The sequence below is a fragment of the Pseudoalteromonas sp. S3431 genome (assembly GCF_000690035.1).
In the GTDB taxonomy this organism is placed as follows: domain Bacteria; phylum Pseudomonadota; class Gammaproteobacteria; order Enterobacterales; family Alteromonadaceae; genus Pseudoalteromonas; species Pseudoalteromonas fuliginea.
In genome coordinates, this window is record NZ_JJNY01000030.1 from 1 (window position 1) to 24,532 (window position 24,532).

The following is a 24,532-nucleotide window of genomic DNA, read 5'->3' on the forward strand; positions in this document are numbered from 1 at the left end:
AAGCTCAACGTCTACAGCAAAGTTTAAATTATATATTTATGTTGTAGACGCACAGCTTGCTGGCGTGACGAACTTAAAACGTAATTTTGGAGGTTTATTTTGAGTAATCTTATTTTTTCAGACTCATTTATTAACGGCGAATTTTATAAAACTGACACGCGCTTTAGTGTTAACGATCCCGCTACCGAAAAAAGTATTGTTGAAGTAAGCGATATTGACGAGCAGGGTGTAAATAGCGCAATAACTGCAGCTCAAGGGGCTTTTGTTAAGTTAAAAGAGACGAATGCGACTGAGCGAAGCGAAACGTTGATGCGCTGGTATGAGCTAGTTATAAAGCACAAACAAACACTTGCAGAGTTAATGACCAAAGAGCAAGGCAAGCCGCTCAAAGAATCCCTTGGCGAAATTAACTACGGTGCAGGCTTTATCAAATGGTTTGCAGAAGAAGCCAAACGTAGTTACGGAGATGTAATTCCGCCAACAGATGACTCTCATCGTTTAACCAGCTTTAAGCAGCCTATAGGTGTTGTAGCTGGTATTACGCCGTGGAACTTTCCTATTGCTATGGTTACTCGTAAAGTAGCGCCAGCTTACGCTGCGGGTTGTAGCTTTATACTTAAACCTTCTGAACATACGCCGCTTTGCGCCATTGCACTCGCTTATCTGGCCGATCAAGCTGGTTTTGTAAAAGGCGCATTTAACGTACTTGTATCACAAGAAGCCAAAACAGTGGGCAAAATGTTAACCGACTCAGACGTTGTGCGTAAGTTTACATTTACTGGCTCTACCGGTGTAGGTAAGCAATTACTATCGCAGTGTGCAAGCACAATCAAGCGTACTTCAATGGAGCTTGGCGGCAATGCGCCTTTTATCATTTTTGATAATGCAGATTTAGATGAAGCTGTTGAAGGGCTAATGGCGGCTAAATTTAGAAATAGTGGGCAGGCGTGTGTTGCTGCAAACCGTATTTTTATACAGCGTAATATTCTCGACAAGGTACTGTCAAAAATCACGCCTAAGGTTGCAGGGTTAAAAGTGGCAAATGGTTTTGAAGACGATGTAGATATTGGCCCACTCATTTACCCTAAAGCCAAAGAGAAAGTGCAGCAGTTAGTACAAGACGCACTCGATAAAGGCGCGACGCTGATTGGTGATAATAGTGACTTAGGTGGTAGCTTTCAAAACCCATTAATAGTGAATAATGTCACCACAGAAATGGATATTTACCACGAAGAAGTATTTGGGCCAGTGTTAACGGTTATTCCTTTTGATGAAGAAAGTGAAGTGCTTGCGCTTGCCAACGATGTACCATTTGGTCTAGCAGCTTATTTTTACAGCCAAAACATTAAGCAAGTCTACCGAATTAGTGAAGGGCTTGAATTTGGTATGATCGGCGTAAATGAAGGTGTTATATCAAATCCAGTAGCGCCATTTGGTGGCGTTAAACAATCAGGTTTAGGGCGTGAAGGTGGCCATCAAGGGCTTGATGAGTACTTAGAAGAAAAGTACGTGTGTATTAAAATTTAATAACGTCTTATTTACGCGGTTTATTTGCTTATAACGCTTAATTTATGGCAAAAAACAAACTAACAGCTATATTGTCAATATGGGTACAAGTGATTGTAAACGCAAATCTTTATAATCAATTTTTTATTACAGTAATGTGGCAGATATATGATCTTTATCCTTTACTGTTGCCACACAAGGCACTAAATGCTACCTTTGGCAGTATATTTTTTGTTAAAAAAATAAGACAAAAACTAATAAAAAGTAAAAGGATTTCTATAAGTAGAAATAACCCCGTGTGTAAATGCCACCGTAAGGTGGCATTTTTTTGTTCAAAATTTAAAAAGGTTAATTTTAGCAAAATAACTGGTAGAGAATTTTAAATAAAGCATCCAATAATCAGATCTTTGGATAATAAATTTTTGCCTAGTTCTAGCGTGATTTTCTTAACGTTAAATAGACCCTATATAAGCGAATTGGTATAACGTGTGAGGATTTTTAATTTTATTACAAACTGGTCTGTATTATTTAAATCACACAAACCAGCTTTTGTAATAAATAGATCAACGGATAGGTGAGTAACCGGGAAGGTTATCGAGGTCGACTTCATCTAGCTGCTCAGGTTTTGCATATTCATTGATGTAATGTTTATACACTTCGGATTCAATAAATACTGCAAAAATGTCTGCATCAAGATGGTTCTGATTAACCATAGAGCCTAAAATATGCAAACATTCACTTACTGGTTTTGCTTTTTTGTATGGTCGGTCTACAGCCGAAAGAGCTTCAAAAATATCAGCGATAGCCATTAATCTAGCAGGTACTGACATTTGTTCTTTTGTTAATCCGCGAGGATAGCCTGTACCGTCAAGTTTTTCATGATGCCCTAGAGCATACTCAGATACATTACTTAAATGCTTTGGAAACGGTAAGATATCTAAAATATTCTTAGTTATATCCATGTGGCGCTTCATAATGTCACGTTCACCTTGAGTAAGCGTACCACGCCGAATCATTAAGTTTTCAACTTCATTATCAGAAAGTAATGGGATTTTTTCGCCATTAATTTTTAATTGATATTGGGTTGATATTCTTTGGATATGTGCCTGTTCTTCCTCACCTAAAAACTCTCCGCCAACGTTCACGCGTTGTAATAATGCACGATCTAATGCGAGTTGTTTCAGTTCGGTATCAAGTAATCGTTCAAATTGGAGTACTTCAATTGGCTTATTTTTTTTCATCGCAGAGATTATTTTCTGCTGATACGCTATTTTTAAATCTCTGCTAATTATTTCAAATTTTGCATCGATAAATTTGATTCGATCAAAAATAGTTTCTAACTTTGTTGATTTTTCCATGACGTGGTCGGGAGTCGCAATTTTTCCACAATCATGTAGCCATCCTGCAATATCTAACTCATGGCGCTCTGCATCACTCATTTTAAATGTAGCAAGTGGGCCTTTATCTATTAGATGAACAGCATCGGCAAGCATCAATGTTAATGCGGGTACTCGTTTGCAATGACCTCCTGTATGAGGTGACTTTTCATCTATCGCCATGGCAATAGCCTCAGCAAAAGTTGCAAACAACTCTTCCATATCTTTAATTAATGCAGAGTTTGTTAACGAAATAGCACCTAAAGAGGCGAAAGAACGAACTAGCGTAACAAGCTCCTCACTAAAAGGAATATTATTATTTTCGTCGTCTTTTACATTGATAAGCTGGATAACGCCAATAATATCATCAGCATGATCTTTTAAGGGAATAGTTAACATTGACTGGGTACGATAACCTGTACGAGCATCCATAGCGCGAGCTGCGCTCATATCAAAAGGCAGTGCAGCATAAACATCAGGAATATTAATAACTTCCCCAGAATTAACCGCATGAGCAACAATCGCTGTTTTATTTTCTTTTCCGTCGATAAAAAGATCTATATTAGGAAAATCAACAGGCTTACCTAAACGACCGCCTAAATACAGATCCAATGATTCATTAATAACCGTTTCAAACTTAAGTTGTTTGTTATCTGTAATCGAATAAATAGTCCCAGCATCTGAATTAGCTATAGACATAATTACTTGCAGTATATCATCGAGTAATTTACTCGAATCTTTTTCGGTTGTTAACCTAACGCTGATATCAATAAAGTGATGCAGGTTTATTTTATCTTTGATGTGCTGCGGCATATTTCCACTACTTTTTGGTATGAATAAAGGCACCATTCCAATCCTTTGCGAGTGCTTGTAAATCAGTATTTTGAATTCGTTTGATAAAAACACCGTACACATGCGAACTAAACAGTGTAGTACTTTGTAATTCAGTAAATAAACTTAGTGCTTGCGGCCAATCTTTATTATAAAAATGGGTCATGGCGATAAATGATTTTTTTATTTCAGCGAATTGTTTTGTATCTAATTTATTTGTTAAGCCAATGGGCTCAAATAGCTGCGTTGCGGTCGTTTTTCCAACGACCTGCACTTTATCTATCAAGCGAAACGTTATATGTGGACATGCATTCATTGTTTCTTCAGCTACTAGAATAGCTACGCCGTAAAACTTGGTCAAGTTTTCAATTCTTGCACCTAAATTAACTGTATCACCTAGTACGGTATAAGCTTTACGATAAACGGATCCCATATCGCCAACATTCATATCACCGGTACTTAAGCCTATACCAATTTTGACCGCCGGTAGTTTTTGTTCGGCAAATAATTTATTAATGAGAGTCAGACCGTTAATCATAGCCATTGCTGCTTCAACGCCGTTTTGTGCATGGTTTTCATCTTTTAATGGAGCATTCCAAAACGCCATCACCATATCACCAACGTATTTATCGATAGTCCCGTTATGATCAAATATTATTTGCGTTATTGAAGTAAGGTATTGGTTTAAGTACTCGCTTAATTGATGCGCAGTCATGTTTTCAGATAATGAGGTGAAACTGCGAATATCCGCAAATAATACTGTCATGTTTCTTTTTTCACTGCTTTGAGATAGCTCATTGCCTTGTTTTATAAGTTGTTCAATACGCGCAGGGGGGACATATTGATTGAACATAGATTTAATTTTTCGGCTGTGGTGCATCTCGGCGATAGAGCCAACAATAATGTAATAACCAGCTAATAATATTATGAGTAAGAGAGGCATTAATAATGGCAAACTAATTTTTTGTACTGACCATAAATACACGTTAAATGATATAACAGCTATCGTAATAGTTAACGAAAGAAAAATAATAAATCGGGCACTTCTGCCGTGGCTAAAAAGTGATAAAACGACACCCGTTAGCGCAATAATAAATAGGCTCGCACCTAAAGACCAGTTGGGCTTGGCTGGCAGTATCTCTGGGTGCATCAGTCCTTCAAATATATTGGCATGCACTTCAACACCAGGATATTGCATACCAACTGGGGTTGACCTTAGGTCAGCTAAGCCCACAGCTGAAGTACCAATAAAGGCAACTGTTCCTTCTAGTTCATCAGAGCCAACTCTTTGCATCAGCACATCGGTTGCTGAATAATAAGGGAAGCTATGTGCTCGGCCTTTATAGGGAATGAGTATTTGGCCGTGCTCATCTGTCTGAATCCATTTATCTTGAAACTTAATTCCTTCAAACAAAGTAATACCATCTAAAATATTTGAGCGCGTTTCAATTTTATTAGCAAGGACATACAGTCGAGCCACTTCAAGTGCTAAAGAGGGATAAAGTTTATCACCGACCCGATTAATAAGTGCGGCTCTGCGGATAAAGCCATCGTTGTCGCTATGCGCATTTATAAAACCAATACCAGCAGCGGCATTTTGTAATTGTGGGATATTTACAATAGCCCCCGAAAACTCACTTATTTGTGAGTTCGCATGTTCAGCATTTTGCCATAAAACGCTGCTTTTTTTGGGTGGACTGTGGGCTGCAAGTTGGTCATCGGTTAGTAAAAACCCAAGGGCGGTATCATTTTTAGCAAGTGCGTTAGCAAACTTGGTATCGGCGTCTACTTGCTGTTTAATTTTGGCAAGTGGTAAGCTATATTGCTTTGATAAGTTAGGTATTTCAGAAATGATTTGTGTAACTGGATTTACTTCAGGCTCGGCAAAAAATATATCAAAAGCGATAACAATAACACCTGCATCGGTGAGTTTTGTTACAAGATCAGCTATTTTCGATCTACTCCAAGGAAATCGACCTTGCTCTCGCATACTTTTTTCATCAATATCGATAATAACTACTGATTCGTCGATATGTCTAGGTGTTGCAGGTGTTGTTAATAAGAGCCGAGAATCATAAATGATGCCTTCCACACGATTAACTAATTTGGCTAATGTTCCTGTCGCAAATAACTCTATTGATGCAATGAATAAAGTTATAACGGCACCAATAAAAAAATGCCTGGAAATTATAGGCTTTAAAGATCTAATGGGCGTTTATCCTTGATAGATTAAAAATCAAAAACTCGTCCTTCTCGGCCGCATTCTATCAGTAACTTGTCACCGTATTTAGCTTGCAATGAGTTTTCTATTGCTAGAAGTTCATCATCGCTTCTTGCAGGGTCGTGGCTGATAATAACAATGTTTTTGATGTTCGCCTTTACGGCGAGATCGGCAACTTGATTAATCGTGCTGTGTCCCCAACCATGCTTAAGTGGTAAGTCGATATCTATAAATTGTGCGTCATGGATCAGTAAATCAGCGCCTTTAATAAAGTGAATCCACTCGTTGATATCGGTTCTTAGATCTTCTGGGGGGTTTAATTCATTATCAGTAACATATGCTACTTTCTTGCCGTCAGCGTTAACACAATACGCAGTACCGCCATCGGGGTGATTAAGCGGCGCAGTCGAAATTGAAAAACTATTAAGGCTAAATGTTTTTTTAGCCGACAATGTCGTATTTAGCGTAATATTTGCAGGTAACTCTTGGTATTTAACCGGAAATTGAGAGCCACTCATTTGTTTTAGTATGGCATCTTTACTTTCTTCGTCATCTACATTTCCAGCCACTATTGTTATATTTTGGTTAGATTGATAAATAGGGGTGAAAAAGGGGAAACCCTGAATATGATCCCAATGATTATGTGTCAGTAATATAGCGATAGGTTCCGCTTTTACCACTAAACGTTTACCTAGTTCAACAATACCTGTACCTGAGTCTAAAATAAGGGATTTGCCATTTTTCTGCTCTATATATACGCAAGATGTGTTACCACCAAAAATGTGCGTATGTTTTCCTGTTGAGGGCATTGAGCCCCTAACACCAAAAAGTTCAACTCTCATAAATTAAGGTGTAACTCCATCAACATAAAAATTGAACTTAGATGCACTTATATTATTAGAAGTACCGTTATTACAGGTGCTGCTAACAATAACTTGGGTATCACTTTGTAAAATCATTGATGTAAATACTTGTTCATTTGCACATTGCTCGGCCTTGTAAAAACCAACACCGTTGTGGCCAAATGTGCCATCTAATACACCATTACTTAAAATGCGCGCTAACACACCTTTATTATTGCCCATACCACTTAGTACAATGTTACCCATGCTATCAAGCGCGGCATCTTTTACCTTAGTGTCACCGGTTTGCGTCAGTATGTACTGCCCAGCTCCACCTTCAGCAAAACTAGTCTCTTTTATTCCTGCTGATGATAATTTAACAATGACAGCTTGGTTTGGCGTATTCGTTTCATTACCAATTAAATACAGATTATTTAAGGTATCAGCAAATATTTTAACTATTCTATCGTCGTTATCTAAACTCATTACAGAGTCTATATAGCTAAATTCGCGTTCACCATCAACACTTAGCTTTACTGCTAGTATCTGAGAATCAGAACCCGAAACAACTTTTCCGCCAATAAAAATTTTATCGCTATTATCAATGTAAACAGTTTTATAGGATTCGAAAGCGGTTCCAATAATTTTACCATTGTTACCAAAGTCGCTCTCCAGTGAGCCTTCTGGCGTTAACTTCATAACAAATGAGCTCGGTGTATCTGCCACTGTTAACGAGCCTACGGCAATAATATCGTTATCGTTATCCAGTGCTGCGTCAGTTAGATTGAGCTTCTGCGTCGTTACGGCTGTAGTGGCGTAAATCCCTTCTGTTGCAAAGTCTGTATCAAAATAACCATTTTGATCTACTCTTGCTACAAAACCTTCTTCATTATTTTCAGTTTTACGCGAACCCGCGATAATAAGTTTGCCATCATTTTGCTCAATTAATGCAAAATTAGATGTACTTAAGTCGATTGCAATTTGCTTGTGCCCACTTTCACTAAAGCTAGTGTCTAACAGCCCGGCAACGGTTAGGCGCGTTAATACTAGTTTAATTACGGAGCCTTGCTGAGCTGTTGATGCGATAATATATTTACCAGCATGGGTGCCATGGCTAAGCTGTATCACCTGCTTTGATTGATCGTTAGAGTCAGTCCCTAAGTTGCTCAATGTAAGGTAACCTGATCCTGCTAAGCCAGTAAACAATGCCGCGTGATTGTCTATTGCTACAATAAATGGCTGACTACTTGAATCATCGCTGATGCCTGATACCCAAAGCGTATCGTTTAAATCTATTGTTGCAGCATTAGCTATTTGTTTACCGTTAATATCCGAAATAATATTAATGCCGTAGGTGTCATCAAGTGCCCCATCGGTTGCTAAAATACGCGTAGAAAACAGCTTTTCAGTCTCACCTTTCCCCGTTGTGCCCGATAAAGTAATTTGATTATTTATAGGTTCATATTTTACGCCAGTAATTTCAGCACCACCATTGCCAGCACCTGTATTACCATCAATGTCATAAACGGCAATACCATGATTACCTATACTCGTTACCAAATCGCCTTTTTTATCAATAGCGAGAACAACAGCTTCTTTTTCACCTGAATGGCGAGTGGTATATCCGCCAACAAAGGCGGTAAAATCAGCTGTATTTAAACCGCCAAGTGCAAAGAGTTCATCGTCGGTGTTATTCCCAGATAAATCGATGCTAAGTGCATTATAATCATTAAAATTACCGTTATTTTCACCATCTGAAATAAGGTAACGGATTAATGCATCTTTATCACCGTTTGCACTGGTAACACTCCCCACAACCATAAGATCAGAACCATTAAAGTTTTTAATGGCAAATGCTTCATCATCGCGTTGTTGACCACTTACATCTTTAATTTTAGGGCTAGACGCTTCGTAAGCTAATGTCGAAATGTCATATTTTATCCATAAACTATCATCGTCATTGCCATTAAACTGTTTGCCAACAGCTTGAATTTTATTGTCGCTAAATTCAAGATCATTAATAACCAGCGTACTTGCCATTTTAGTACAGTGAATACCTGAATTATTGTCACCTGAGGTGTTGCTTATCACGCCTGTAACGCTCATTTTTAATAAACATGCTTCGGTGTTGGTACCATCAAAACTAGAAAAGGCGATAAACAAGTCACCGCCACCTGAAATTATGGCCGTTGCTTTTTCATCGTGCCCTAAATCCAGTATTTTTATGCCATCTTCATCGAACGCATTATTGGCCGCACCATTATTAGTATATGAAGCAATGACAATATCTTGGTCTGTGTTTTGACTAAATCCGACAAAATAAAGATTATTATTTAACTCAATACTGTCGTTAAATTCACCGTTTGAAAAAACATTAGACAGCTCTAACTCACCAGTCACAGGGCGTCCAAAAGTTTCATTTTCGACAGGTATGAGGTAGTCGTCAGCATTAATTACATTAACAGTAATATTAATAGAAGTTGTTTCATTAGGAGTACCATCGTCGGCAACGGCTACTGTTATCAAATGCTGAGTCGCATTTTCATAATTAAAAGGGCTCGGGCCGCTTGCTGTTAATAGGCCAGAGCTGCTGTTAATGTTAAACAAACCTATGTCGCCACTGACCAGTGTGTAGCTTAAATTTTCGTTTTCAATGTCGCTGGCAACAATGGTGCCGACAACGTCACCGTCTGTCGAATTTTCACTAACACTAAATGTTTGATTTGATGCAGTAGGTGCATCGTTTACAGCTGTGATTGTAATCGACAAATTTGCCGAGGCAGTGCCTTGGTTTCCATCACTTACAGAATATAAAACGGCTGCCACGCCATTACTATTTACAGCGGGTGTATATTGCAGTTGATTGCCAATAATTAATACCGACCCTAAGTCGGCGGTCGCTGAGGTAATTGTTAAGGTATCTCCGTCAATATCGGTGTCATTGGCGAGCACATTAATTAATAGCGGGGCGGCATCCTCGGCCATTGTTGCTGTATCAGCATTTGCAATGGGCGCATCGTTTACAGGTGTGATTGTAATCGACAAATTTGCCGAGGCAGTGCCTTGGTTTTCATCACTTACAGAATATAAAACGGTTGCTGCGCCATAACTATTTATAGCAGGTGTATATTGAAGTTGATTACCAACAATTAATACCGACCCTGAGTCAGTAGCTGCAGAGGTTATTGTTAAGGTATCTCCGTCAATATCGGTGTCATTGGCGAGCACATTAATTAGTAGTGGGGCGGCATCTTCGGCCATTGTTGCTGTATCTGCGTTCGCAATAGGCGCATCGTTTACTGGGATAACCGTGATTGTTACTGTTGCGGTTGTATCATTAGCATTGGTGCTTTCTAAGGTGTTTCCATCAGTAATACTATAAGTTAGCGTTATATCACCATTAAAATTGACTGGTGGTGTAAATTCTATTTTTTTATCGACAATAACAGCTTGGCCAATCGTGTTTTCAATACGAGATATACTAATTACATCGCCATCTAAGTCGTTATCGTTAGCCAGTACATCAAGTAACGTCGCTGGACTATCTTCATTTAGTGTAAAGGTATCATTATTTGCGCTTGGCAAAGTATTCACACCACTTTTACTTAATATTACTTGAGCACTCGCCGCAAGGCCTTGTTCATTTGAAACTAAATAAGTAAAGCTATCAACACCTACAAAATTTTGATTCGGTTGATAAGTAAAAGAGCCATCAGTATTAAGATTAAGCTCGCCATTTTTTACAGCCACAACCGGTACGGTATTAACATAAAGATCACCGCTTTCAATATTAATGTCATTAACTAGCAGGCCGCTTTCAACGTTAACTTCAAGCAACTTATTCGGTCTGAATAAATACTCATCATTTTGGGCAATCGGATTATCAGCTTCACTATTAATTGTTAACGTTACGCTGGCTTGAGCTGTAGCACCTTGAGAGTCAATTATTTGATATTGAAACTGATCTACACCAAAAAAATTAGCATCGGGTATATAAGTAAAGCTACCATCAGTTGCAAGTAATAATTGGCCATGAACAGTCGCAACAATAAAGTTTTCATCAACAAAAAAGTTGTCATTATTAGGATCTGTATCATTTTTAAGTAAACCAGCAATAGCTTCAACAACTAATGTACTGTCTTCACTTAAACTATAACTATCGTTAGTCGCAATCGGTGGCATATTTTCAGCTGCGCCGATGATAACTACATTGGCAATAGCTTGCTCACCTTGACTATCAACAATACGATATTGAAAGCTATCCTCCCCGCGCATATCTACTTCACCAAGGTATTCAAAGCTACCATCTGCGCGTAAAGTCAAACGTCCTCTTTTTGGTTCAGTGATAGGTGAGGTATCAACCGTTAAGCTATCTAAATCAATATCACTATCATTGGCAAGTAAGCCTGGTGATGCAATATTCAAATTACCATCAAGTGGAATGCTATAGCTGTTATCAAGTGCAATAGGTGCATCATTTATCGGATTAACAACAATTTCAACAACAGCGATGTCTGTCATATCAAGCTCATTAACCACTTGATAGCTAAAAGCATCTTCACCATTAAAGTTGGCCGTTGGTGTGTAATTAAACTCACCAGACTCATTTATATTTAACGTACCGTGCTGTGGTTGCACTAGCGCATCTAAATTTATGCGCAATTCACCCATATATTGATCGGTATCATTAGCAACTACATTGCCTTGTAGGCTTTCATCTTCATTAATTAGAAATTGATCGGGTTGCGCATTCGGGGCAAAATTTAGTTCTCCACCAATAGGGGCTATATTTATTGCTTCAGCGAAACCACTTTCGCCACCGCCATCAATGCCAGTGATCAGTATTTGATAGCTTTTATCAACAAGCGATCCATCAAAGCTAAAAGCTGAATTGGATAAGCTTAGAAATTGTTGCCCATTTTCGAGCGTATTAATATTTTCAGGAGTCACACCAGCTTGAGTTGCTAAATAAACGTTATAGCGATTGAGGTCTGAATTGGCTTGCCATGAAAGATCAATACTTTGATCATTACGCTGCGCCGTAACGCCTTCAATTTGATGGGGTTGCCAGCTAAATGTAGTCGCGTCAGCAAGTACTTGGTTATTTAAATTATCGGTTATCCATATTTCTAAACGAAGATCGCCCGCTTTTTCACCATAAAAATAAGGGTTAAAGCCGATAATTGATTGTTCAAAGCTTAAGCCACATAGTTCAGAACAAAGTGCGATGCTTTTATCTACACTTGGTAATACCAAGCTTACTGTAGCAATACCATCGGGATCTGAAACCGCAAGTGAAAACGTTACATTACCTTGCACAACTTCATTTTTTTGCGCAAATATAATATCAGCCTGTGAATTAGCAACTACATCGCTAACAAATGCTCTACTTGACGTCGAAACACCTGAAACTTTAAATTTGGTCGATTGATTACTAGCAGTAACTCCCGTTAAGTTGAGGTTACTTGAAATAGGCTGAGGTGTTGCTTCGTTACTCGAACTTGGTGAAGCTTCTGGTGCAGTGGTGTCTTCTGAGCCACCACAGGCGCTTAATATAAACGCCATGGCACCAAGCAAAAATATATTTTTTGCTATCATTTTAAATACTCCATAATAAAAAGCGCTGTGTCCAATGTGTTTATGGTTCTAACCTAAAGGAGCCATTAGCATTTACATTAGGATTATTTATTTCATTGAGATTAAAATTGCCGGTAATCGTATCTAAACCATTCAAAAAAATCGCCTCAATATCGCCAGCCGCTTTGTTATTGCCATGAGATGCAAAGGTAACAGCTAAATCAAGTTTACTTATATCTATTAGGCCGCTGTAAGCTGCATACCAATTACCACCAGTATCGCTAAAGCTAATTTCACCCTCGGGCACCGTACCATTATCAAAATCAACCGCCATGGTCATTGCAAAGTCAGTCACTGCACCTAAACTAGAATTCACTCCAAAGCTTGTCGCTTGATAGTTAAAAACGCCTTGGCGTTGTGCTATTTGATCAACCAAAGATACATCACTAACCGTTTGATATCGTTGTTCAGAATAAACATCAGCAATAATAACTGTCTCTGAATCAAAGTTACTTTCTACTACAATCTCAGTAACAGGATCGGGCGAGGCAGTAGCCGTTTGTTGTTCACTTTCTTCATCCTCACTTTCACTTGGGCTATCGATACTTGTTATATTTTGATCAAAAACGCGCGACGCACTAATACTTGTGAATACTTCACCAGAAGACGTTATTTGCGCAAAGGAAAACGCTTCATCGCTGCCTAAAGAAACAACTTGCTGGTTTTCGAGTGTTAAATCTATTGCGCCGTCCCAAACAGCTAAAAACACATCGCCTTCAACCAACTGAACTTCAAAATGTGTACCGCGAATACCAATAGATCCAACAGGGGTTTTTACGCTATAAGAGCCACCATTTTTTTTAATCACTCCCGAAATCGAACGCAAACCACCTTTAAGTAATTCAATTGACGCAGAGCCTTGTTGGGTATTACTATCAAACTCATAATTAGCAATATTGAGCACCGAATTCTCTTTTAGCGCAATCAAGCCACCGTCAGACATTGAAAACTGAGCTTTACTTCTTTCACCAGTAGTTATGCGATCTACACCAAATACAGTGTCTCTGCGTTTTAATTGTCTTTGCTGTTCGGAGTTAGCATCTAGAGCTAAAACAGTACCTCGGGCAAGAATCGTTTTACCAGCAGGATTGACGGCTTGTGCATTAAAACTCACACAAAGTAAGGTTGTTATCACAGGGAGTAAAAGTTTCATAAGTACCTTAAATTAGAATGAGTAAGAAACGCTTAAGTTAACATCTAAGCGGTCATATTCGAATAAAGATATATTACTGGTTTTATCTTGGTAATTGGCCGCCAGTTGTATAGCTAAATCGTCGTTTATTAAATAACGTATGGTGCTTGTAAGCATCAGTAAATTGTCTTCACGGTCTTTTAAAAATAAAGGATGTTCATCTTGGTAATCAATCCACTGATATCCTGCAAGTGTTAGTAGTTGCCAATGTTCAGCAAGCTGAGAATTAGCCTGATAATACATGCCAAGTATATTACGACTATTTGATTTACCCGCAGGTACATCCGCATTTTCAGTTTTGATATTAATACTCACACTTTGGAACCAGCGTTGAGATACATAACTAGTTCCTGCGTTTAGTGCAATAAATGTGTTATCGAGTTTTTCATCAAGTTTATTATTCATTACACCAAAAGAAACAGCCCCAAATAAGCGAGACTTTTTAGATAATTTAAAATCAGCCCCTGTTACGAGCGACGATTCTGTTCTATAAAGTTCGCCATCAAGTATTAATGGTGTTACACCAGCTTGTACATACCAACTTAGCTTATCTTGTTTGTGTTTATAAGCTGCATTTATGTGTGTGTTAACGCGGTCATATTGCTCTAACGCTTCAAACTTATACCATGCAGTATTAACACTTAACGTTAATAAGCTTTGCTGGTCCAGAGGATGAGAATAGCTCCCTCTATAGTTAAGCTGCATATAGTTATCATCAGTACTTTTGCTGTCTGGCGACAGTAAAAATTCGCCTAAATTAGGTATGATAATAGTATCTTCGGCTGTGCCTGCATTTACATTGTCATCCACACCAAAAGCCAGTTGAATATTTTGTGTATAAGAGCGCCCTGCACGTTGCTGTTCAACAATGGCAGCATCAAGTAGTGATTGCGCGCTCGTTTTTATATTTTTAGGTGTATTAGCCGCGTTAATAAGTATTAGCGCTTGAGTATCTGCTGCGGGTAAGTTTTTAACCATTAAATAAGCTCGAACTAAATGTAGGCGAGCTTCGTACCATTGCGGGCTTGCCTCAACTACACGTTCAAAAGCAAAGACTGCTGTAGCTGGTTGGTTTGTTTTAAGTGCGGAAATCCCTAATAAAAAGTCAAAAGCAGGCTCGCCTAAATATTGATTTTCAATATGACTTATTTTGTAGGCTTGTTGAAACTTATGATCAGAAATTAATTGTTGTAGTTCAGTTAACAATTTAGCGTAGCTTTCGTCATTTTTAGCCAGAGCACTAACACTAACTACAGTTAAAAAACCACACAGTAAATGTGCTAGAGCCTGTTTAATCATGTTTTATCGAATATCCTATAAGAAATTTTTTGCTTTATTGCCATTAGGGTCAGTTGACCTTTGCGGATTGAAATTTGTTCTATCTAGGGGCGACTTAATCGCGGCGCAAGGTTTGTAGCTTAGTGGGCTCGGTAACTGCTCCTGCGTTACTCTAATGGCTTACACCCCTATAAGAATAAATCAAAACCGAGCAAAGCAGCCCAGTCATGCTCACGGGCCTTATTTAAAAACCAAACACGCCGCTGCAAATCTAACCTCGAAAGATAAACAAGCCCTAATAAAATGATGGTAGTAGGTAATAATTTAGCACTTTTTATAGGCATGTAAAGCAAATGAAAACATTATTTCAAAAATGTAAATGTTAATATCTTCCAGCTTTTTAAATCAATAGCATAAAATTAGTGACCTATTATAGCGATAATAAAACAGCTTGATAACAAAGCATAAATTTCGTTATTCTAAATAAAATTTAACAACATTTTAGAGTAATTTAATTCGGTAAATTAGTCATGTTTTAATAAAATTGGTTTAGAACTGGTCTAGCTGTTCAGACAAGTAAGTGCAGGGGGGAATAGATTGTATTTTTAGTTATTTAAAATTACTGGGGAAATAATATGAAAATGATTATACAAAAAATAAAAAAGGAGAAAAATTGGGGCGATTGACGGGGCTTGAACCCGCGACAACCGGAATCACAATCCGGGGCTCTACCAACTGAGCTACAACCGCCACAACACACCTTGTTTGGTGTGGCGCGCATAATACATAAAATAATAAATCTTGTGAAGTCTAAAAGTGAAAAAAATCAAAAAAAATAATTAATGCGTAAAATACAGTATGTAAGGTGGTGATTGATTAGTGCTTAAATATGGCTACTTTAGGCCATTTAACTGGGGGCAAAACGTGTAACGAACGGGATTAGTAAAGGGAGAAGAAATATTTAAGTCTTACTTTCTTTCTTAGTAAGTGCGAATGATTAAGAAACAGCGCATACCTTCTAAAAAACCGATAAATACTCAATAAATATGAAACATATTGTCGCTTTTATATATTAATTTATATAAACATAGCGTTTTTTATAGTGAAAATTCATTGTTTTTTGAGAATAAATTGTAAATGAATGTATAATGTTGGCTGGAAAAACGCTTAATGAAAACTATTTGGAGTGATTATGGATTCAATATTAAACTGGCTGAACGAAAACTCAGGCCTAATTTTACATTACGGTATACAGGCGGTTGTTGCGCTTGTTATCTTTTTACTTGGTAGTCGTATTGCTAAGTTTTGTTCTAACTTAACTGAAAAAGGTTTTGCTAAAAAGAACGTAGATAAAGCGGTTGGCTCATTTGTTTCAAGCATTGTGTATACACTTGTATTTGCTGTCACTATTTTAATGGCACTTTCGCAAATTGGTATTGAAACTACGTCATTCATCGCTATTTTAGGTGCCGCAGGTTTAGCTGTTGGCTTAGCGCTTCAAGGTTCATTGTCTAACTTTGCATCTGGCGTACTAATTATTTTACTTCGTCCATTCAAATCAGGTGATTTTGTTGAAGCAGGCAGTAAAATGGGTACTGTTAAAAAAATCGAAATATTCTCAACTGAACTACGCACTCCAGATAATAAAGTAATAATTGTGCCAAATTCACAAATTATGTCGGGTGCTATTACAAATTTCTCACGTGAGTCTACTCGTCGTATCGATTTAGTTATCGGTGTTGGTTACGATGCTGATTTACGTCAAGCAAAAGAAGTATTAAAATCAGTGTTAGATGCAGAAGAACGTCTACTTAAAGATCCAGCTTATACAGTTGCTGTATCTGAGCTAGGTGATTCGAGTGTTAATTTTGTAGTGCGTCCCTGGGTTAACAGTGCGGATTACTGGCCAACATATTTCTCGCTAATGGAAAATATTAAAATTGCATTAGACGACGCAAACATTTCAATTCCATTTCCACAAATGGATGTTCATTTACACAAGCAAGACTAATTTTAAATAGGTTATTTTTTTAATGAAATTAAAGCTTTTATCAATGTTAGTTGCAGCCTCTGCTGCAACTAACGCATTTGCCGAAGATGCAGAGCAAAAAACGTGGGAAGTTACCAGTGAGCTTGGTGCTATTATTACCAGTGGTAATACAGAAACAACCACGCTTAAAGGTGGTATTAAAGTACAGCACAATCTAGAAAACTGGAACAATGAGTATAAAATCGATGGAATCTTCAAAGAAGATGAAGTTGAAGATGCTGACGGTAATAAAGATAAGCAGCGTACCAACGAAAAATACTCTATTTCTGCGCAAGGTAATTACAAATTAAATGAAAAGCATGCTCACTTATTCATTTATGGTTCACACGTGTCAGATTACTTTGGCGCATACCGAAGTGAATCAGTAATTTCTGCTGGTTATGGTTTACGTTTATTAAACGAAAAAACCATGTGGCTAAGTGCTGAAATTGGTCCAGGTTATAAATATTTCGAATACCCAGATGACAGCACTGAAATTGACGACAACGGCGATTTACTTGCTGGTGAGTTTGAAGGTGAGGTGATTGCTCTAGGTAAGTTAGATTATAACTGGAAGATTTCTGATAATGCGCGCTTTACTCAGTTAATTGCAGTGGAGTATGGTGATACAAACACTAAAACGCGTTCAGAAACTGCACTACTTGCAAAAATTAATGGCTCATTACAAATGAAAGTTGCTTTTAATGTTACCAACAACTCAGATGTTGCTGATGATAAAGAAAGCACTGATACTGAAACGTCATTCACGTTAGTTTACAGTTTTTAACCAATGTAACTAAAGAAATGACATTTAAGTGACAAAAAGGGACGAAAGTCCCTTTTTTATTTGCTACTAAATAATGTATTATGGCGACCAATTTTGGTTGTAGACCTAGGGATATACCTACTCGTGAAAGTATTTACTCAATTTTTTAGTGCTTTTGTTCTATTGTGCAGTTTTAGTGCATTGGCTTTAACGCCAACAGCGTCACAATTGGAGCAGTTTAAAAAGCTGCCTAAATCGCAACAAGAAGCCCTCGCAAAACAGTACGGTGTTGACTTATCTACAATCACAGGTACAAATCAATCAAGCGAACAGGTTGAAACTGAACAGCCGACTATCGGCCAACGCTCAGAATCTGAGCCGGAACAGCTTACAGATGAAGAGCGCTTTAAACCAAAAGTAGACGAAATAAAGCCTTTTGGTTATGCGTTATTTGCAGGTGAACCTACAACATTCATGCCAAGTGAAAATGCAGCTGTTCCTGATACGTACTTAATTGGACGCGGCGATCAACTAAGAATTAATTTTTATGGTAAAGAAAGTGAAAGCTTCGACATAACCGTTGACCGTGAAGGGCGACTTAATATTCCTGACTTAAGTCCAGTTCAAGTGGCTGGCCTTACTTTTGCTGAAGTAAAAGAGTTAATTAATGCAAAAGTAGAGCAAGAAGTTATTGGTGTAAAAGCATTTGTATCGCTTGGTCAACTTCGCAGTATGCGCATTTTAGTGCTAGGTGAAGCGTATAAGCCTGGTAGCTACAGTGTTTCTTCATTAACAACTGTTTCGCACGCATTATTTGTAAGTGGTGGCGTGTCTGATATTGCTTCACTGCGTAATATTCAAGTTAAACGCGCAGGCAAGGTTGTAGCAAATTTTGACCTTTACGACTTACTTATTAATGGCGATAGCAGTAACGACATCGTATTAAAGCCTGGCGATGTTGTGTTTATACCATCAGTAGGATCACAGGTCATCGTTGAAGGTGCAGTAAAACGTCCCGCTATATTTGAACTTAAAAAAGGTGAGACTGCTCAGCAATTGCTAATTATGGCAGGTGGCCTTAAGGCAGACGCTTATGCTAAAAATGCAGTGGTAGAGCGCTTTAACTATGATCGTAAAGAAGTGCTATCGGTAGATTTTTCAAAACCGCAAATTAATTATATTCCACAAGATGGCGACCGCATTCGTTTTAACACTGTTAGCTCTCAATACCAAAACACTATTAGCTTGATTGGCGCAGTAGCGCGCCCGGGTAATTATCAATGGTACCAAGGAAAACGTATTTCCGACGTTCTAAAATCAGTACGTGGCGACTTACTCCCACAAGCAGATTTAAGTTACGGCTTACTTATTCGTGAAACAAATATTAATGGTGACATAGAAGCGCACCAATTTGATATAGCGCAAGCAATAGTTAAAAACACCGCAAATAACCTACAGCTTAAAGCAAACGATAAAATAATTGTATTTAGCCGCTTTGAAGAGAAAGAAGCTGAGTTGTCTGCGCTAGCAAATATGGCATTAAGCCAAGAGCAACAAGAGCAGCAAACTAAAGCAGAGCAATGGCATAAGTTTGAACAAAAAGAGTTCGAAAAATATATAGGTATAAATCAAAAAGACGAAGAGCTTGTACTTGAAGACAATAAAATTTTAACTATTGCTGAAATATCTAAACGTAAAGCAAAAGAAGAAGAACAAGAGCTTAAAGCTCAAGAGTATGCGTCATTTAGTCGCCATAACTTATTAGCGCCTATTATTGCTAAATTTAAACAACAAGCTTCTGTTAGCGAAGCAATGAAATTGGTTGAAATTAGTGGCAATGTAACTTATCCAGGTATTTACCCGTTAACGGTGGGCGGCGAAGTTGTTGATTTAGTGACAGCCTCAGGTGGGTTATTAGAGTCTGCCTTTATTAAGCAAGCAGAAATTACACGCATCGTGTCTGGTAATGCATCTCAGGTTGAACATGTAAGGTTTGATCTTGAAGGCGCCATGAAAGGTGACTTACAAAATAATATTATACTACGCAGTAAAGATAGCATTAATATTTTCGCCATTCCCAACTGGCAAGAAAACGTAAAAGTAGAATTAAAAGGTGAGCTCAAATTCCCTGGTACTTATACTATTCGTCGCGGTGAAAAACTAACTGATTTATTAGAGCGTGCAGGTGGCTTCTCTCAATTTGCAGAGCAAAAAGCTGCGGTATTTACACGTAAATCGATTAAAAAACAGGAACAAGAGCAACTAGCTCGTTTGTCTACAGAACTTCGACGAGATATTGCATCAAAAAGCTTCCAAAACTCCGTAAGCGGCAATACCCTTTCTTATGATGAAATGGATAAACTGTTAAACGATTTAGCAAATGTTGAAGCTGTAGGGCGTTTAGTTATCGATCTTCCTCGTATAGTGAGTAATCAGCAAAATTTAGTATTACAAGATGGTGATACGCTTTATGTACCAAGTAAGCGTGATTCTATAAGCATCATAGGTGAAGTTAATTACTCTACGTCTCACCTTTATCAAGCTGGTGTGAGTGTTGATGATTATATAGCGCTAAGTGGTGGCCTTAAAGAGCGTGCGGCTGAAGACCGTATTTATATTATTAAAGCCAATGGTTCAGTAAAAATCCCTAATACAGGTGGCTGGTTTGCAGCAAATAATGCTGACCAGTTAGAACCAGGTGACACAATAGTAATACCAATGGATGCAGGGCATATGGATAAGCTAACGCTATGGAGCACAGCAACGCAGATTCTTTATCAGCTAGGTGTAGCAGTTGCTGCGATTGGTAGTCTTTAATTTATTATAATTAGGCCTCCTTGCTATATGCTTTGGAGGTGTTTATATACAAAATAAAGTAAGTGAAAAAATGCAAAAGACTGACAATCAAAATACTACGAAAGAGCAATTAGATCTGCATGGACTATTTTCTGCAATATGGAAAAGAAAATGGTTAATAATAAGTATTACCGCTGCATTTTCCGTTGCATCAGTAATATATGCAATAAGCCAACCGAATATTTACAAATCAGAGGCTTTATTAGCGCCTGCTGAAGAAGAGCAGTCAGGTGGTTTAGGTGGTCTGGCAGGTCAATTTGGTGGATTAGCAAGTTTGGCTGGCGTTAGTCTGGGTGGAAGTTCAGATACTAAAACCAAGTTGGCGATTGAAGTGTTGAAATCACGTAAATTCACTACTGAATTTATACAAAATCACGATGCTTTACGTGATTTGATGGCAGCTAAATCTTGGAATCTATTAGAAAATAAAGTGATTTACGATGATGAAATTTATGACGTGAATTTAAGGGAATGGGTACGAGAAGTTGAAGCACCCTATAAACCAAAGCCGTCAATGCAAGAAGCATACAAAGAGTTTACTAAATTAATTGCAATAAAGACGGATAAAGAAACTGGGATGGTAATTCTCTCCATTGAACACGTATCACCTTTTATTGCACAACAATGGATTAATTGGTTAGTTGAAGACATAAATAAAACCATGAAAGCACGAGATGTTATTGAGGCTAATAAAAGCACTCAGTTTTTAACTCGGCAATTAGAACAAACTAAAATTGCAGATATACGCGCTGTTTTATATAAGCTGGTTGAAGAACAAGCTAAAACCATCATGTTTGCTGAAGTGCGTGATGAATATGTTTTTAAAACAGTTGATCCAGCACTAGTTCCTGAAACGAAGTCTAAACCTAAACGAGTACTGATAATTATACTTGGTACAATGATAGGTGCTTTCTTTTCAATAATGATTGTTTTAACTCGGTACTTTATAAAAAATGATTAGTCAATCCTATTTTTATCATATCATTATGATTTATATAATAAAGTTAATCTATGAGGCAGAGTGATATGCCAATTAAAAACGAGATGATAGTGAAATGAAAAAAATTCCCTTTTTTTTAAACAAACGCTTTAAATCAAAAAAAGAAGCACTTACACAAAAGATTATTTATGTATATTGTCCAGTTGAATGTGCCTTCAACATAGGTGAAGTTATTGACGATTATGGTTTTGATATAATTGTTAATGATTATGATATTTTAGATTTTAGTAAAAAAATAATTTGTCATTATAAAAGCGGAGACTTGGGTGAAAAAGAGAGGGATTTTTTAGTTAAAGCTACCGAATGTGGAGCATGGGTTGAACCTTTAGTAAGTTATTTAGATGATAGATTGAAATATACCGAAGTAAGGTTATTACACAGCAGTTACTTTTTACATCAAAAAGCTTTTTCAATTTTGTCTCAAAAGCGAACTCAAATAACAAAAAGATTTACAGATATAGTTAGTTCAATATTAATTTTGATTGTTACTTTACCTATATCATTATTAACAGCTCTTTTTATTAAATTAGAAAGCCCCGGCCCTATTTTCTTTAAACAAAAAAGAACGGGTCAGTACAATGTTGAGTTTTGTGTGTATAAGTTTCGTTCTATGCGGAACGATGCAGAGAAAAATGGCGCTCAATGGGCTAGTAAAAATGATGCGCGAGTAACAAAAGTTGGAAATTTTATTCGAAAAACACGTATTGATGAAATACCACAATTAATTAATGTTCTCAAAGGTGAAATGTCTATAGTAGGGCCCAGGCCTGAGCGAGAGGTGTTTATAGCAGACTTGGAAAAAGAGATATCATATTATCGTTTCCGTCATGCTGTTAAGCCGGGCGTTACTGGTTTAGCTCAGGTTAGATATCCTTATGGAGCGTCAGTTGAGGACGCTGTTTGGAAACACAAATATGACATTTATTATATTAAGCATCATTCGAGTATGTTAGATCTGAAAATATTATTACTGACAGTTAAAACAGTAATATTTGGAATGGGTCGTTAAGTTTTTACGAATTAAAAGTAGGTTGTATGAAAATTATAGTTACAGGTGGTGCAGGGTTTATTGGTTCGGCTGTTATCCGTCATATCATTGATAATACAAATGATTCAGTTATTAACCTTGATAAGCTCACTTATGCAGGTAATTTAGAATCGCTTAAATCGGTGGATAATAGTGAACGTTATACTTTTGAGCAGGTTGATATTTGTAACCGGATAGAGCTTGATCGGTTGTTTGTAACGCACAAACCAGATGCAGTAATGCATTTAGCCGCAGAAAGCCATGTCGATCGTTCTATTACAGGGCCAGCCGAGTTTATTCAAACTAATATTGTAGGCACTTATAATTTATTGGAAGCAGCACGTGATTATTGGAATTCGCTAGAAAATAAGGCTAAACAAGACTTTAGGTTTCACCACATATCGACTGATGAAGTGTATGGGGATTTACCACATCCTGATGAGCAAACGGGTGAACTACCTTTATTTACCGAGCAAACTTCATATGCTCCAAGTAGTCCTTACTCAGCGAGTAAAGCATCGAGTGACCACCTTGTACGAGCTTGGTTACGAACATATGGTTTTCCTACAATAGTTACTAATTGCTCTAATAATTATGGACCTTATCATTTCCCTGAAAAATTAATACCACTGGTTATTTTGAATGCACTTGAAGGTAAAGAATTACCAATTTACGGTAAAGGTGACCAAATTCGAGATTGGTTGTATGTAGAAGATCATGCGCGTGCTTTATATAAAGTAGTAACTGAAGGTAAAGTCGGTGAAACCTATAATATCGGTGGTCACAACGAAAAGCAAAATATTGAAGTGGTACAAACTATTTGTAGTATTTTAGATACTTTAGTGCCGAAAGAAGCAAAGTATGCTGATCAAATTACGTATGTTACAGACAGGCCAGGTCACGATAGACGCTATGCTATAGACTCATCAAAAATGAGTAGTGAGTTAAATTGGATGCCAGTTGAAACATTTGAAACAGGCTTACAAAAAACTATTCGATGGTATCTGGATAATCAGCAGTGGTGTAAAAATGTTCAAGATGGTTCTTATCAGCGTGAACGTTTAGGAAGTTTAATTAATAAGAATGAGGAATAATATGAAAGGGATTATTTTAGCGGGTGGCTCTGGTACGCGTTTGCACCCAATAACAAAAGGTGTATCGAAGCAGCTATTACCGATTTACGATAAACCAATGATTTATTATCCATTATCAGTATTAATGCTGGCTGGTATTAATGAAATATTAATTATCACAACACCAGAAGAGCAAGAGGGCTTTATTCGTTTATTGGGAGATGGTTCTCAGTTTGGTATAAACCTTACTTACAAAGTTCAGGCTTCTCCTGATGGGTTAGCACAAGCATTCATTATAGGTGAAGATTTTATTAGCACAGATGACGTGTGCTTGGCCTTAGGTGATAACATCTTTTTTGGACAGGCATTTGGTAAACAGCTTAAACATGCTGCTGAAAATTTAACTGGCGCGAGTGTTTTTGGTTATCAAGTAATGGATCCTGAACGATTTGGTGTTGTAGAGTTTGACGAAAACTTTAAAGCATTGTCCATAGAAGAGAAACCTAAAAATCCTAAATCGAATTGGGCAGTAACTGGTTTATATTTTTATAATAATTCAGTTATCGACATAGCTAAGAATGTTAAGCCATCATCACGTGGTGAGCTAGAAATAACATGCGTAAATCAAGCTTACTTAGAACAAGGTACCTTAAACGTAGAACAATTGGGACGAGGCTTTGCATGGCTTGATACTGGTACTCATGATTCGCTACTAGAAGCATCCCAATTTGTTCAAACAGTTGAAAAACGTCAAGGCTTTAAAATTGCTTGCCTAGAAGAAATTGCATTACAGCAAGGTTGGTTAACTAGAGAGCAAGTTTATCGTATAGGTAATGACTTGGCAAAAACTGGTTATGGTCAATATTTATTGAACATCACAAAATAGTTATTAAAAGAT

14 protein-coding genes and 1 tRNA gene are annotated in these 24,532 nt (G+C 37.5%); 8 read left to right on the top strand and 7 right to left on the bottom strand.

Annotated elements, in window-relative coordinates:
- Positions 1-99 precede the first annotated feature (99 nt).
- On the top strand, positions 100-1,527 hold the full coding sequence (locus DO88_RS11850; RefSeq protein ID WP_033038694.1) for an NAD-dependent succinate-semialdehyde dehydrogenase: 1,428 nt from the start codon (positions 100-102) through the stop codon (positions 1,525-1,527).
- Between the two features lie 542 nt (positions 1,528-2,069).
- Here the strand turns inward: DO88_RS11850 and DO88_RS11840 are convergent.
- The 7 genes from DO88_RS11840 to DO88_RS11810 form a co-directional block, all read right to left on the bottom strand.
- Positions 2,070-3,731: an HD-GYP domain-containing protein gene (locus DO88_RS11840; RefSeq protein ID WP_033038700.1), complete on the bottom strand. Its 1,662-nt coding sequence runs from the start codon at positions 3,729-3,731 to the stop codon at positions 2,070-2,072.
- The gene (locus tag DO88_RS11835; protein ID WP_232224791.1) at positions 3,703-5,805 is read right to left on the bottom strand and encodes a CHASE2 domain-containing protein; all 2,103 of its coding nucleotides are present in this window, start codon (positions 5,803-5,805) and stop codon (positions 3,703-3,705) included. The genes DO88_RS11840 and DO88_RS11835 overlap by 29 nt, the downstream gene beginning before the upstream one ends.
- 137 nt (positions 5,806-5,942) lie before the next feature.
- A complete protein-coding gene (locus tag DO88_RS11830) occupies positions 5,943-6,743 on the bottom strand; it encodes an MBL fold metallo-hydrolase (protein ID WP_008136291.1) in 801 nt (266 codons plus the stop codon).
- 36 nt (positions 6,744-6,779) lie between these two features.
- A complete protein-coding gene (locus tag DO88_RS11825; RefSeq protein ID WP_033038702.1) occupies positions 6,780-12,374 on the bottom strand; it encodes an Ig-like domain-containing protein in 5,595 nt (1,864 codons plus the stop codon).
- A 40-nt stretch (positions 12,375-12,414) separates the two neighbouring features.
- Positions 12,415-13,566: a FecR family protein gene (locus DO88_RS11820; RefSeq protein ID WP_033038704.1), complete on the bottom strand. Its 1,152-nt coding sequence runs from the start codon at positions 13,564-13,566 to the stop codon at positions 12,415-12,417.
- A gap of 12 nt (positions 13,567-13,578) precedes the next feature.
- A complete protein-coding gene (locus tag DO88_RS11815; RefSeq protein WP_033038706.1) occupies positions 13,579-14,904 on the bottom strand; it encodes a DUF2860 family protein in 1,326 nt (441 codons plus the stop codon).
- 653 nt (positions 14,905-15,557) lie between these two features.
- A tRNA-His gene (locus tag DO88_RS11810) sits at positions 15,558-15,633 on the bottom strand.
- A 442-nt stretch (positions 15,634-16,075) separates the two neighbouring features.
- Between DO88_RS11810 and DO88_RS11805 the strand changes: the two genes are divergently transcribed.
- From DO88_RS11805 to rfbA, 7 genes are all read left to right on the top strand, one after another.
- Positions 16,076-16,894, top strand: a complete 819-nt coding sequence (locus tag DO88_RS11805; protein WP_008133554.1) for a mechanosensitive ion channel family protein — start codon at positions 16,076-16,078, stop codon at positions 16,892-16,894.
- Between the two features lie 22 nt (positions 16,895-16,916).
- Positions 16,917-17,699 carry a DUF481 domain-containing protein gene (locus DO88_RS11800; protein ID WP_007376723.1) on the top strand — a complete coding sequence of 261 codons (783 nt, stop codon included), beginning with the start codon at positions 16,917-16,919 and terminating at the stop codon, positions 17,697-17,699.
- Positions 17,700-17,822: 123 nt separating this feature from the next.
- Positions 17,823-20,495: an SLBB domain-containing protein gene (locus DO88_RS11795; protein WP_033038707.1), complete on the top strand. Its 2,673-nt coding sequence runs from the start codon at positions 17,823-17,825 to the stop codon at positions 20,493-20,495.
- A 70-nt stretch (positions 20,496-20,565) separates the two neighbouring features.
- The gene (locus tag DO88_RS11790; RefSeq protein WP_033038708.1) at positions 20,566-21,495 is read left to right on the top strand and encodes a Wzz/FepE/Etk N-terminal domain-containing protein; all 930 of its coding nucleotides are present in this window, start codon (positions 20,566-20,568) and stop codon (positions 21,493-21,495) included.
- 94 nt (positions 21,496-21,589) lie between these two features.
- Positions 21,590-22,543, top strand: coding sequence for an exopolysaccharide biosynthesis polyprenyl glycosylphosphotransferase (locus DO88_RS0118250; protein WP_033038710.1), 954 nt, complete (start codon positions 21,590-21,592; stop codon positions 22,541-22,543).
- 26 nt (positions 22,544-22,569) lie between these two features.
- Positions 22,570-23,655: a dTDP-glucose 4,6-dehydratase gene (rfbB, locus tag DO88_RS11785; protein ID WP_033038711.1), complete on the top strand. Its 1,086-nt coding sequence runs from the start codon at positions 22,570-22,572 to the stop codon at positions 23,653-23,655.
- A 1-nt stretch (position 23,656) separates the two neighbouring features.
- Positions 23,657-24,520, top strand: a complete 864-nt coding sequence (gene rfbA, locus DO88_RS11780; RefSeq protein WP_033038713.1) for a glucose-1-phosphate thymidylyltransferase RfbA — start codon at positions 23,657-23,659, stop codon at positions 24,518-24,520.
- The last annotated feature ends 12 nt before the right edge of the window (positions 24,521-24,532 follow it).